This window comes from Vibrio sp. YT-17 (genome assembly GCF_033337375.1).
GTDB classification, from domain to species: Bacteria; Pseudomonadota; Gammaproteobacteria; order Enterobacterales; family Vibrionaceae; genus Vibrio; species Vibrio alginolyticus.
On sequence record NZ_JAWOQP010000005.1, the window covers coordinates 14,903 to 27,986 of the forward strand.

Here is a 13,084-nt window from a genome sequence, read left to right on the forward strand (position 1 = left end):
CTATTTACTGCATGAGTTTTTCATAAAAGGCTAACGCATCAAATGGTCGGGAGAAAAAGGGTTTTTTCTCTATATATTCTTGATGTACTTTGCTCAGTGTTTCAAACTTTTCTATAAATGTAGGTTCGATATGAAAAGTAAGGCTTTCAGTCGATTCTACAAGCTTTAATGTTGAGGTTCTTGAAGCGTTATTTTTTGCTATTAATAAGTGATATGCTAGTTCTTGTTTCTCTTTTAAGACACAAGCTTCAAAAGCTTTTTCGCTTAAAAAAGGCAGAACAGGAGTTAATGCTTCTATATGGTTCTTTGAATACTCTAGGATTTTTTTGTCAGGCGTATTCTGTTTTGCCATAGATTCACACTGCTTTATCTTAGCACCATAATTATCAATAGATTGGCTTACATTTTTAAATAAACTGTCTTCAAATTTTGCATTTGCTAAAGCGACACTTGAGAAAAATGATAAGAGTATTATTACAGCGTTCTTGTTCATATTTTACATCCATCTGAGATCGCTTTCCAAAATCTATATTGCTTGCTATCGTGTACATGATCAAGTGCTTGGAAAGTGGCGATTTTTTCGATTTCTCTCAGCTTGATCTGATCTAAGGCACTATATGATTTGAAGTAATACTCCCAATTAGCTTGTGATATACTCCAAGCAGTTTGGCTTGCATCAGAAGAAATTCCTCTTCCTAATCCAATGCTAACATTTTTAGCGGTTTCCCATCCTGGTTTGGCGGGAATAGCAGTAATTGCTTTAGATAGGCCACTACTCGCTGTCCCCTTCAGGGAGTTTCCTCCAAAAATACTCCAAAGGTTACCCTAGCTAATAAATACTTTGGCCGATCTCTCTAATTCATGTAATTCATTTATTCTATCGATAGCTTTCAAACTCTTTTCATCAAATACAATACCGATGATCGCAGGACATTTATTCATGTTTTACACCGAAAGTAATTAGGTTAAAAGAACATAGTAACCTACGTTTATATGAGATCTATGTCATTTTTGCGAACTGAGGAAGTGGTTTAACTTTTAGTTATTTTAATTGAGATGATTATTATCTAAAAGGTAGGCAACCTGTAACTCGCATTGGCCCAAATAGCTAAAACATGCGCAAGCCAAGCTGAATTGAAAAAGTAAACAATGTAAATTAAATGCCAATACGAATGATTATCACCTAAATTATGCCCCACATTTATTGGTGATGATTGTTTCTATGTTGCTTAAAAGCAAAGGTGTTCAAACTTGGGCTCGCCGCCTACATATCTATATTTCGATGGCTCTTCTCTTAGTTACGCTGTTTTTTGCAGTAACTGGTATTACCCTCAATCGCCCCGAATTGTTTGAACGCAGTGAACCTATCATTCAACAACATACTCTGACGGTTCCGCACTCAGTTTTATTCTCACATTCAGATACCTTTCAACCTAATCGTGAAGGGCTGGTGGCTTTCTTGACTAAAGAAACCGAGCTTCGCGGCACTCCCTCCGCACTAGATGTGTATACCGAAGTTGAGCAAGGTGAGTTGTTACTCGGAGAGCTTTCTATGGATTTTAAAGGCCCGGGTTATAACGCTACGGTCTTTATTGATATGACTACTGGTTTAGCAGACGTCGAAACGACGCACTACGGTATTGTTGCGCTGCTGAACGATCTACATAAAGGACGCAACAGTGGTGGGATTTGGAAGTGGTTTATCGACGTCACTGCGCTTTTGATGGTGTTTTTTGTTCTTACTGGCGTGTGCTTGTTACTGCCTAAGAAGAAGACGCTCAGAACGTCAATGCAATGGATGAGCTTTGGTACGTTACTGTCGCTCGTAATTTATTTTGTTGCTGTTCCATAACAGCTTTTTTAGAGAACACTTATGTTGAACACAGGAAGATTTTTCCGCCGTAATCACTTTTGTAAAGCCGCTTTGATCGCGGCTTTTACTCCTTTCTCTCTTTCCGCGGCGCCTCTACCAGATAACGCGAAGGTCGACTTCGAACTCGAACTTCCAAAGATAGATACCTCAATGTATGCACGCCCTTATGTGGCGGTTTGGGTTGAAAACGATCAGCGTAAACCGGTTAAAACCATTCAGTTATGGGTAGGGAAAGACGAATGGTTAAAAGATCTACGCAGCTGGTGGAGAAAAGCGGGTCGTTATGATCGTGAACTTGTTGATGCGGTGACTTCTGCAACACGTCCTGCTGGTCAATACCGCTTTGTCTGGGATGGAACCAATGACTCAGGGGAGCGTTTGGAACAAGGAAATTACACGTTGTACGTCGAAGTCGTTCGTGAACACGGTGGGCGAAACTACTTACGTCAAAAAATAACGCTAGCGGACAGTGACGTGCGCTATGAGCTTAAACCAACACAAGAGACGGGTGTCATCACCGTCAATTATCAAGTTAAGTGATTAAAGGACACAACAATGAAAACCAAAATGAAAGCAGTGGCATTGGCGAGTGTAATGGCAATGGGATTGGCTGTAACCACCACCGCGCAAGCACATCCACGTTGGGTTCTGCCCTCTCACTTTACGGTTTCTAAAGAAGGCGGTGACTGGCTGACATTTGATGTTACTGCCTCTCACGGAACGTTTGTTTTTGATAAGCCTGCGGGTAGTGATCAGGCATTTGTGGTGATGCCGGATGGCCGCTCTGAGCGTCCTAACTTTGTTGTTCGTGGCAAGCGTCGCTCTATGTTTGATTTCTTTTTTACAGAAGAAGGCACGCACAAAGTTGCGATTAATAATCAGCCGAGCTACTACACACAATACAAAGCGGGCCGTCGTGATACGGTGAAATGGGCGCGAGCAAGCAAAGCTGAGCGTGGTGATGTGCTTCCCGAGCAAGCGCGTGATGTGGTTACTCAACTAAGTTACACCCGAGCAGAAAGCTACATTACGGTTGGTATGCCAACGGACAAAGCGTTGGAGATTGAAGGCAAAATGCTGGAGATGAAACCGATCACGCATCCATCGGACATCATTGAAGGTGAGCCTGTGACTTTCCAGTTTTTCTTTAACGGAGAGCCACAAGAGGGCGTTACTGCTGAGATTACACGTGAAGGTACTATGTACCGAAACCATCAAGAACAAATCGATGTGGTGAGCGATAAAGATGGCAAAGTGATCTTCACGCCAGAAGTCGCCGGGCGCTACTTAATGAAAGCGAACTACAAAGGTGAATTGAAAGATAATCCATTGGCGGATAAAGCGAGTGCCAATGTTCACCTTACGTTTGAAACTCAACTTAACTAATCGAATTAGGCTCAGCAATTGCTGGGCCATTTTGGAATTATCATGAATAACACTTCTCTTCTAAAAGCGGTTTTGCTTTTTTCTGGATTTGCGTCCTTTCACGCTGCTGCACATTTTCCTCTGATGAGCTGTCACTTGGCGCAAGATAAAGTGATTTGTGAAGCGGGCTACTCGGATGGATCGACAGCGGTCGACTACGATGTCGAAATGTACGATTACGACGACAATCTGATCGCCAAAGAAAAAACAGATAAGCGTTCCATCGCAGAATTTACTCACCCTGAAACAGATTTCTATTTGGTATTTGATGCCGGACATGAAAGCCCGGTGGAAGTGGATATCGTTGAGCTGAAAGAGAAATGAGCGTTCAGAAAGTTCGCCCTGATGATGGTAACCGAGAAGGAAAGTGGGTCGCACTGACAATCGCAGCGATTCTCAGTTCAGCAGCCATACTTATGCCCTACCATCAGGTCGCGACTGAAAAGCCAGACATGCAGTCTCATCAAGTGTTAATCACGGATTTACATCAAAATGAGTTGGGGTTGATCGCTGAACTTAAGCTCGCTCATGAAGAGATTCGTGATTTGCAGTTAGATACCGGAACTTGGCCTGAGATCTCTGATATGGAGGCGCTTTGGATTGCTCCATTCGTGAAAGACCAAAACTGGAAGCGTAAAGGCTCTCATCAGTGGCAACGAATTGATGACGGTGTCTACATTGGCGTGAAGACCAGTGCCCAAGGCTCTGCTTCCATGCTGTTGGATAGCCGCAGTTCTCAAGCTGATATTTGGTTTAATGATTCTAGCCGTTCGTTAAATGTGGAGGGATTGAGCGAGCTAGCAAAACGCCACGATTTCGGTTGGAAACAAATCATTCTGTCAGACTCTTCCTCTCACTCTCACGCCCATTAAGACAACATAATTGATAAGTACTATGATCAAACGCTCTCTTTTACGTCGTATTCTTACAGCCACCGCGTTATTGACGGTGTCTTCTACTGGCTTTGCTGCCGATAAACTCAGTATTGGTATTACGCTTCAACCTTATTACAGCTATGTTAAAGCCGTTGTTGGTGAGAAGGCGGACATCGTTCCTTTGGTTGATGCTGGTTTTAATCCTCACAACTATTTGCCACAACCTAATGATCTTAAGCGCTTAAATGAAATGGACGTAATAGTGATCAATGGTATTGGTCATGACGATTTTGCACTGAAAGTGATCAAGGCTTCTCAGCGTGATGATCTCGTGGTTATCGAAGCGAACAAAGAAGTGCCTTTATTGCCCGCTATGGGGCAGTCTGTTGGTCAAGGAGCAGTGAACCCTCACACCTTTGTCGGTTTATCAACAACCATTCAAAAGGTTTACACCATCGCGAGTGAGCTAAGCCAATTGGACCCAGACAATGCTACGTTCTATCGCCAAAATGCTCGTAAATACGCGAAAACATTTCGCCTGATGAAGCGTGATGCAATGTTGTCTCTTGGTGAGTTGGACACGGCTGGTATGAAGGTGGCGACAACCCACAATGCTTACGGATATATCCTTCAGGAGTTTGGTGTTGACGTTGCCGCTGTCATTGAGCCTGCTCATGGTGTTGAACCAAGTGCAAGTCAGCTACAGGAAACGATAGAGAAAATTCGTGAATCGGGCATTGATGTGCTGTTTTATGAGCTCAATATGCCGAATCGCTTTGTTGATACCATCGAAGAGGCGACTGGGGTGCAGCTTTATCGCTTTTCTCACATGACTCACGGTGAGTATGAGGCTGATAAAGTCGAGGTTGAGATGCGAGATAATGTGGAAACACTAATCGAAGCCATGAAATTTGTGGCGAGTAAGCGAGCAGGGGAAAAGGCGTAATGACTGGACCTTCCGTTTCCTTAAGTAACGTGGGCCTAAAATACGCCGACAATATCATTTTGCAGAACATCAGCGCCGAATTCGAGAACGCGAAATGTCACGTGATTATGGGACCGAACGGCGGTGGTAAAACCTCTTTGCTTCGTTCGGTACTTGGACTCACGCCATTTTCGGGAAACATAGCGCTCAATTGGCCAGAACCATCAGCTGCATCGGGGAAGATAGGGTATGTGCCACAAAAAGCGATGTTTGAAGCAAGCCTCCCGTTAACCGTGATGGATTTTGTACTGCTTAACCAAACTCGTATCCCTCTATTTTGGCGACGTAAAACGAAACAAACTCAACATGCCCTGGCCCAGCTGGATCGCGTGGGTATGGCAACGCGTAGCGACCGTCGTATGGGGCAACTCTCTGGCGGTGAGCAACAGCGTGTTTTGTTTGCGCAAGCTTTACTGGATGAGCCCAATTTATTGGTTTTAGACGAACCTACAACTGGCATGGATGAGCAAGGTGTTCGATATCTTGAAGGTTTGATTCATGAAGTCGTTGGAGAAGGCAAAACGGTGCTGGCAGTACATCATGACGTGACCGCAGTGCGCCGTTTAGATGCGCAGGTCCATGTCGTAAATCGTCAAATTGTGGCGTCAGGTCACCATTCAGATGTGCTAAGCCCTGATCGTATAGAAACATTATTTAAGCACTACACAGCAAAAGTGGAGGCTGCATAATGGATTGGTTGCGAGAGTTAGCGGTTAGCGGCGTTGAAGCTGGATGGTTAAGCGATAGCTTTTCTTATGCTTTCATGGTGAACGCAATTGTGGCAGCGCTGATATTAGGGCCATTACTTGGTGGTCTTGGTACATTAGTCATCGCCAAGCGACTGGCTTTTTTCTCTGAAGCGGTTGGGCATGCTGCGCTTACCGGAATCGCGATTGGTGTGTTGCTCGGTGAGCCGCCAGAGAATCCGATCATCGGATTGTTTAGCTTTTGTATGATTTTTGCGCTGTTGCTTCACTTTGTTCGTAATCGTACGAATGTACCTTACGACACACTGGTTGGGGTTTTTCTTGCACTAGCGTTAGCGGTTGGTGCTGCGCTGTTAATGTACGTTGCTCGCAAGATCAACATTCACATGTTGGAGAACGTGTTGTTTGGCTCGATCTTGACTGTGACGGACAACGATATCCTTATTTTAGCGATCAGTTGTTTGATCATATTACTGCTTCTTATTCCAACGTTTAACCGCATTTTGCTGACTTGTATTAGCCCGGATATTGCACGTGTACGCGGCTTTAATACCAGCTTTTATGATTACTTATTTGTCATGATGATCACCTTGGTCACCATCGCCGCGGTAAAGATTATTGGCGCGGTATTGGTTGGTGCATTGCTACTGATTCCTGGTGCAACGGCTCGGTTATTGACTAAACGCATGGGCAGTTTTGTTCTCCTTTCTTCTTTATTGGCAACCATTGCGTGTTTAGTAGGAACCATACTGCCGATGGAGCTTGAGCTACCAGTGCCATCAGGCGCATCCATCATCATTGTTTCTGCGGCATTTTTCCTAACAGCAACGGTTTACCGAATTATCCAAAAAGCGTAACCCTTTTTATAAAGTAATGAACATGAAGATAAAAAAATTAGCGATAACTTTTGGTTTGGTTATAGCGACGACACTTCCATCGTTGGCAAGCGCCAAAGACATTTTAACCAGCACTCCCGTCACGTACATGTTGTCTGAGCAACTCATGAAAGGTACAGGGATAGAGACTCAGTATCTGCCTCCAAAGCGTTACGGCGTTGAGCGTCTTGAGAACTGGTTCGCAAATAAAGGTACAGAGCAAGTTAAGCAAGCGGGTCAAGCCGCGACGGTTGCTGTTACTCTTGGTGCGATTTGGAAACAAGACCCGACTTATGTTTACGCTCGACAGGGCAACATTCACTTGATTGAAATCGATGCATCGCAGGCCATTTCTCCTAGAGCTCAAGGAGTTGCAGTACTGACATTGGAAAACGGGTCAACATCGAAGTACGCATGGCTGAACCCTACAAACTTAATCCGAATGGCGGGCATTGTTGGAGAGGATCTACAACGTGTATATCCTGAACACCAAAAGGCGATTCAAACGAATCAACAGGCTCTTATGCTCAATGTGCGTGAACTGATCAACCAACAACAGGCAGAGATCTTCGATAAAGGCATCGATTCAGTGGTACTGATGAGTGAGTCATTAGAGGACTTTGCCTCTGGCAACCAATTGTTTGTGGTTGGGCGCGAATTTAAGCCGGAACTCGAGTGGACAGAAGAAGACAAATTATCTTTAAAAGCTCAGTTTGAACAAGATAAAACGCTATGGTTAGTGACGGATAAACGACCGTCGAAAACCTTGACATCGCTTATTAAACCGAGCCGCATACTGCAAATTGATGTTATTGACCGCTGGGGCAGTAAGGGTATCAAAACTGAGAAGCCACTCGCACGTTGGGAGATGTGACACGTAAAAAGCCACAGATTTTATGATGGGGAATGAAAAGTTCCCTATTTTTTTGTGACTCAGTTCAAAATGTGAGCATTAATACCACTGGTTGCATAAGAAAGTGTTTGTTTCATTTCTATTTCATTACTACTTTGTTATGTGTTCGTTGCGATTGATTCGGATTTAATCTGTTTCTAAGCGAACCGGTACAAACAACTATACGGATGTTAACAATGAAAATGAAAACTCTAGCCGTTGCAGTGGCGGCACTAGCATGTGGTTCACAGGCCTTCGCAGCAGAAGTTTACAACAGCGATGGTACATCTTTATCGATCGGCGGTCACGTTTCAGTTGGCGTGGGTGAGTATTTCGAAGAAGATGTAAAAGTTCACCAAGTGTCTCCACGTATTAACGTTGCGGGTAAGAAAGACATTGGCAACGGTATTACTATCGACGCTAAAGGTGAATGGGCGCTTAACTACCTAAATGGTGGTGAACAGTCATTCAAAACTCGTCTAGGTTACATCGGTGCTACTCATGAGCAGTTTGGCCGTTTAGTAGCAGGTACTCAATGGTCACCTTACTACGATGTCGCTGGCGTTGCGGATCTACCAATCGCGTTTGCGAACGACTTTTTGTACGACAACCACGGCAACCTAGGCTCAGCTCGTGCTGATAAAATGCTTAGCTACCGTAAAGGTTTTGAATTTGGTGAAGGTTTTGCTTTCAACCTAGGTCTAGGTTGGCAAGGTGAGCAAACTTCAGATGCAACAACATACGAGCAACGTGGTCAAGTTGCATTGAGCGGTTCTGTAGCTGGCTTTGGTCTAGGCTACGTATACAGCGGCGGTGATGTTAAAAACGCGACTCTAGGTACTAAGAATGCTGAATCACACCTATTCTCTGTAAACTACGGTCAGTACGGTTCAGGTCTATACGCAGCAGTAGTATACGGTATGAACGAGTACTTCTACCAAATGCGTAAAGACACTTCTCAACTTGAAGCTCTTTTGGCATACGGCGTAAACGATTGGACATTCAGCGTTAACTACGAAGGCGTAGAAGACGAAGAAGACAATAAGACAGTTTCAAGCGAAACTGCGCTACAAGCAGAGTACGCTGTAACTCCTGCTTTCGTAACGTTTGCAGCTTACCAGTTTGATCTAGGTAACGACTACAACAATGAAGAGAACGACTACTGGACTCTAGGTGCTCGTTACTACTTCTAATAAATAGGCCAGTTTCTACTGCCTAAACACATTTATTGTGTTAACGCCTACTCGTTGTGAGTAGGCGTTTTTCTTTCTGCTATCCTTTGGCTATAAGAGACGCTAGTCATTCTGTGCTTAGGTAACCCCACTCTTTGTTTAGAGAGTGCGTCTATAAAAATGCCCGCAACTTGCGGGCATTTTTTGTTGTTAGAGATACAGTTCTATTAATACGCTTATTTTTTATCGAGTAAATCGAGGAAGAAGGCATACTCTAGCGCATCTTCTTTTAAGCGCTTAAATCGACCAGATGCGCCGCCGTGTCCGGCTTCCATATCGGTTTTGAACAACAAGACGTTATCGTCTGTCTTCATTTCACGAAGTTTGGCGACCCACTTCATTGGTTCAAAGTACTGTACTTGAGAGTCGTGCAAGCCAGTCGTTACCAACATGTTCGGGTAGTTTTGCGCCTTGATGTTGTCGTAAGGCGAGTAACTCAACATATAGTCATAGTATGTTTTGTTATTTGGGTTACCCCATTCATCATACTCGTTGGTGGTCAATGGAATTGATTCATCGAGCATAGTGGTTACCACGTCCACAAACGGAACATGAGCGCCGATACCGCGATACAGTTCTGGTGCTTGGTTGATGATAGCCCCCATTAAGAGGCCTCCTGCAGAGCCACCAACAGCGAAGACTTTATCTTTCGCGCCATAGCCTTGTTCAACCAAACCTTTAGTCACATCAATAAAGTCGTTGAATGTATTTTGCTTGGTTAGTTTTTTACCGTCTTCATACCAAGGGCGGCCAAGCATTTCAGATCCACGAATATGAGCAATGGCGTAAACAAAGCCGCGATCCAATAGACTCAAACGTGTCGAGCGGAAAGTTGGCTCAATGGTTGCGCCATAAGATCCATAACCATATTGGTAGAGTGGATTCGTACCATCTTTCTTAAATAAGTCTTTACGATACACCAAAGAAACGGGTACTTCTTTACCGTCACGGGCTGTGACCATGATGCGTTCTGATTGGTAATTGTCAGGATTAAAATCACCAAGTACAGGTGTTTGCTTCATGATTTCTGACCCGCCCGTTTTTAGATCGAAATCGTAGTAGGTTCCTGGAGTGGTTAAACTGCTGTAATAAATACGAACTTTCTCGTTATCCAGCTCTAGGTTACCTGTCAAATAGGCAGCAAACGCATCGTCATTAAATGTGAGGGGGAATTCTTTTCCTGTTGAAAGCTGACGTACAGTGACGCTTGCTAGGCCGTTAGAGCGCTGCTCATAGACGATGTGATCATCGAATAACTCGAAGTCGACAAGTTGATTGTTGTCGTCTGCGGCAATCACATCTTGCCATTTAGAGCGGTCATGCATGTCATTTTGATGAACTTTCATCAAACGGAAGTTGACGGCTTGATAGTTAGTATAAATGTAGTACCAATCGCCTAGCTTAGAAATACTGTATTCAATGCCATCTTCACGAGGATAGAACGGTTTCGCCTTTGCTTTAGGGTTGTTCGCATCAATGATAGAGACCCCACTGGTTTCTGTACTCGAATGCCAGATATAAATATCTTCGCCATCTTTGCTTTTGCTTAGTGAGGTGTAATAGGCGCTGTCGGTTTCCTCAAAAATCAGCTCATCGCTGCTTTGTGGTGTGCCCAATACATGACGATAAACTTGGTAGCCCAATAAGGTCTGTGGATCTTTTTTGATGTAGTAAAAGGCGTTGTTATCGTTCTGCCATGCGACAGCGCTTGAGGCCCCTTCGATTTCATCTTGTAGGTAATTGCCTGTTGTCAGGTCTTTGATCTTAAGGGTGTACACGCGGCGGCTTAATGTGTCTTCGCCATACGCCAATAAGTTTTCATTCGGACTAACGTATAGGCCGCCGATACTGAAAAATTCATGTTCTTTTGCTAGTTCATTGACATCTAAAATGATTTGTTTGTCTTTGCCTGCAAAGTCTTTAGCTCGCAAATGGACTTCGTACTCGTTATCTCCGGTCACTTCACTGGAGTAGAAATAGTTGCCTTTACGAACCGGTACTGAGTTGTCGTCTTTTGCGATGCGCCCTTTAATTTCTTCAAATAGCGTATCTTGAAGTGTTTCAGTGTGCTTTAGAACGGTTTCTGCGTACTGATTTTCTTTCTCTAGGTGCTGTAAAATTTCAGGGTCTTTACGTTCGTCGTCACGCATCCAGTAGTAGTTATCAACGCGGGTATCGCCATGAATAGTCATCGAGTGAGGGACTTTTTTCGCAACCGGAGCTTGAGTTTGTTGAGCAACGATCTGTGTTTGGGAGTATTGAGTCATGCTGGGGATTCCTTGATTGCTGCATCCGGCGACAAGCGCGACCGAGACGGCCAACGTAGTTAAAGTGAAACGCATCTGATTTTATCCTTATTGTACACCCAAGTGGCCTCATCCTGAGGGCTGGGCTTTCATTTTGTTAGTGGTTTTCAGTTGTCCATTCTTTGTTATGGGGTATACCGAAAAAGTGAGAATCCTCAATATTTCGAGTTGGATACTCAATTTGAAGGGAGCTGAAAACACATTGTGTAAGCAGCTGTTATTTTTAACAAATATCAATTCGAAAGTTAAATCATTCTCATCGGGAAATCGATATAGTGTGATATGAAAAAAGGGACACACTTGTTGAGTGTGTCCCTTTTGGACTTTGAAAGTAAGCTGATAATGATCAGATAACTTGCGGTACTTCGTTTGAGTGATTGTGTGCTCGATTCACCCACATTAACCCAAGCATTGCAATTACCGACATTGCCATCATCAAAATGCCCAAAGGCATCTGGTTATGCGCTGGAAATAGTGACGCGAGCAAAGTTGCGACACCTGCCCCCAAGTTTTGCATGCCACCCAATGTCGCGCCTGCTGTTCCTGCATGGTATGGGAATGGCGCAATCGCTCCAGTTGTTGCTGCTGGGAAGAGAATACCTGCACCCAAAAAGTACACGGTTGCGCCTCCAACCAGCGTTAATGCAGTGGTTAAACCAAACAAGCCTGGGATGAGCACAATAGCAGAGCCCACAAAAATAGAGACCAAGCCTACATTTAAAGCACGACGCTCAGAGCGACGTCTTGCGATGTAGCTAGATAAGCCTGCACCCACCAAGTAACCTGGGATCGGCAATATAAACAGCAAACTTACCGTTGTTGCCGGTAATTCTAATACCCCACCTAACAACACCCCAGCCGCCGCTTCGAATACACCCACACCAGCGAATGTTGCAACCAGGCAAATCAAAAAGCCTTGAAAGCGACGGTCAGACAAAACGTGTTTGTAGCTTTTGGCTACTGGTTCGAATTTGCGTTTCTCTTTTGGTAGTGTCTCCATCATGCTTGTCATCATGGTGATCACAACCGCGATAGCAAATAGCGCTAAGAACAAGTAGCTTGACCGCCATCCGAAAGCTTCTGTTAGGTAACCGCCTAATACTGGTGCCATTAATGGTGAGAAAATCACACACATGCTAATTAAGCTGTTTGCTCTGTGTAGATCAGAGCCTTCAAAGCAATCGCGAGTCAGAGTGCGTGACATCGCACCGCCGCAGCCAATACCTAAGCCTTGGATAAAGCTACCGATCAAGAACCATTCAAATTGATGTGCAAATAATGCCACCAGTGTACCCGCGATGTAGATAAGCAGCCCGACGATGATGATCGGTTTGCGTCCCAAGCGGTCCGATAGTGTGCCATACGCAAATTGCGACAAGCCATATGGGATTAGGTAACAAGCCATCACAGCTTGAAGTGATGACGCAGATACCAAAAACTCGCCCGCCATATGACCGATTGAAGGCACGTACATTGTCTGGGTCATTTGACCCACGGCAGTCAATATAGCGATTAAAAAGGTAAGTTTCGCTAATGGAAACGAAGCAGACATTTGCGTATCTCTCCAAAAAATTTAAGACGTAAAAACCCTTAGCACTCTTTTACAGAGTGCTAACTGAATTCTTGTGTTGCGGGGGGTATTTGCGCGAGATAATAGTGCTTGCTTGTATAATTAGCAATCGAAAAGTGTGAAGTTGAGCAAGATAAAAATCTATGATTTCAATTAGAAAAACTAATCCGATTTTGTTTTCAAAAAGAGATGCATTTCTTTGTCTAATTAAGTTAAATCTTTTACTTTTCGTGAATAGAATGAGCCTTATAGGTAACTGGTTTTAATGGTTAAAGTGCAAAAATAAAGCGTCTGCTCGGTTGATCTGAGTTCAAGATGAAACGAGTGAATAAAAGGTAGAGGAA

The 13,084-nt window shown here is 44.0% G+C and carries 13 protein-coding genes; 10 read left to right on the top strand and 3 right to left on the bottom strand.

The features are described from left to right. Positions 1-4: 4 nt before the first annotated feature. Positions 5-493 carry a hypothetical protein gene (locus R7F67_RS06560; RefSeq protein WP_318057109.1) on the bottom strand — a complete coding sequence of 163 codons (489 nt, stop codon included), beginning with the start codon at positions 491-493 and terminating at the stop codon, positions 5-7. A 729-nt stretch (positions 494-1,222) separates the two neighbouring features. On the opposite strand from R7F67_RS06560, the gene R7F67_RS06565 reads away from it, so the two are divergent. From R7F67_RS06565 to R7F67_RS06610, 10 genes are all read left to right on the top strand, one after another. Beyond that, a complete protein-coding gene (locus R7F67_RS06565) occupies positions 1,223-1,852 on the top strand; it encodes a PepSY-associated TM helix domain-containing protein (protein WP_054576210.1) in 630 nt (209 codons plus the stop codon). Positions 1,853-1,873: 21 nt separating this feature from the next. Beyond that, positions 1,874-2,413, top strand: coding sequence for a DUF2271 domain-containing protein (locus R7F67_RS06570; RefSeq protein ID WP_054576196.1), 540 nt, complete (start codon positions 1,874-1,876; stop codon positions 2,411-2,413). Between the two features lie 15 nt (positions 2,414-2,428). Then, a complete protein-coding gene (locus tag R7F67_RS06575; protein ID WP_025768070.1) occupies positions 2,429-3,259 on the top strand; it encodes a DUF4198 domain-containing protein in 831 nt (276 codons plus the stop codon). A gap of 42 nt (positions 3,260-3,301) precedes the next feature. After that, on the top strand, positions 3,302-3,622 hold the full coding sequence (locus R7F67_RS06580; protein WP_005374251.1) for a hypothetical protein: 321 nt from the start codon (positions 3,302-3,304) through the stop codon (positions 3,620-3,622). Beyond that, on the top strand, positions 3,619-4,170 hold the full coding sequence (locus tag R7F67_RS06585) for a DUF6162 family protein (RefSeq protein ID WP_054576195.1): 552 nt from the start codon (positions 3,619-3,621) through the stop codon (positions 4,168-4,170). Before R7F67_RS06580 ends, R7F67_RS06585 begins: the two co-directional genes overlap by 4 nt. 22 nt (positions 4,171-4,192) lie before the next feature. Further along, the gene (locus R7F67_RS06590) at positions 4,193-5,119 is read left to right on the top strand and encodes a metal ABC transporter solute-binding protein, Zn/Mn family (RefSeq protein ID WP_005374249.1); all 927 of its coding nucleotides are present in this window, start codon (positions 4,193-4,195) and stop codon (positions 5,117-5,119) included. Then, positions 5,119-5,847: a metal ABC transporter ATP-binding protein gene (locus tag R7F67_RS06595; RefSeq protein ID WP_017635536.1), complete on the top strand. Its 729-nt coding sequence runs from the start codon at positions 5,119-5,121 to the stop codon at positions 5,845-5,847. The genes R7F67_RS06590 and R7F67_RS06595 overlap by 1 nt, the downstream gene beginning before the upstream one ends. Then, positions 5,847-6,722 carry a metal ABC transporter permease gene (locus tag R7F67_RS06600; protein ID WP_005393560.1) on the top strand — a complete coding sequence of 292 codons (876 nt, stop codon included), beginning with the start codon at positions 5,847-5,849 and terminating at the stop codon, positions 6,720-6,722. The genes R7F67_RS06595 and R7F67_RS06600 overlap by 1 nt, the downstream gene beginning before the upstream one ends. 22 nt (positions 6,723-6,744) lie before the next feature. Continuing rightward, positions 6,745-7,614, top strand: a complete 870-nt coding sequence (locus R7F67_RS06605; protein WP_053307119.1) for a metal ABC transporter solute-binding protein, Zn/Mn family — start codon at positions 6,745-6,747, stop codon at positions 7,612-7,614. A 215-nt stretch (positions 7,615-7,829) separates the two neighbouring features. Further along, entirely contained in the window at positions 7,830-8,825 is a 996-nt protein-coding gene (locus R7F67_RS06610) for a porin (RefSeq protein ID WP_017635534.1), read from the top strand. Positions 8,826-9,040: 215 nt separating this feature from the next. Here R7F67_RS06610 and R7F67_RS06615 read toward each other — a convergent pair whose 3' ends face one another. Both R7F67_RS06615 and emrD read right to left on the bottom strand, forming a co-directional pair. Beyond that, positions 9,041-11,206 (bottom strand): S9 family peptidase, encoded by a 2,166-nt coding sequence (locus tag R7F67_RS06615; protein ID WP_081008300.1) that lies wholly within the window; start codon positions 11,204-11,206, stop codon positions 9,041-9,043. A 310-nt stretch (positions 11,207-11,516) separates the two neighbouring features. Next, entirely contained in the window at positions 11,517-12,722 is a 1,206-nt protein-coding gene (gene emrD, locus R7F67_RS06620; protein ID WP_005374234.1) for a multidrug efflux MFS transporter EmrD, read from the bottom strand. Positions 12,723-13,084 lie beyond the last annotated feature (362 nt).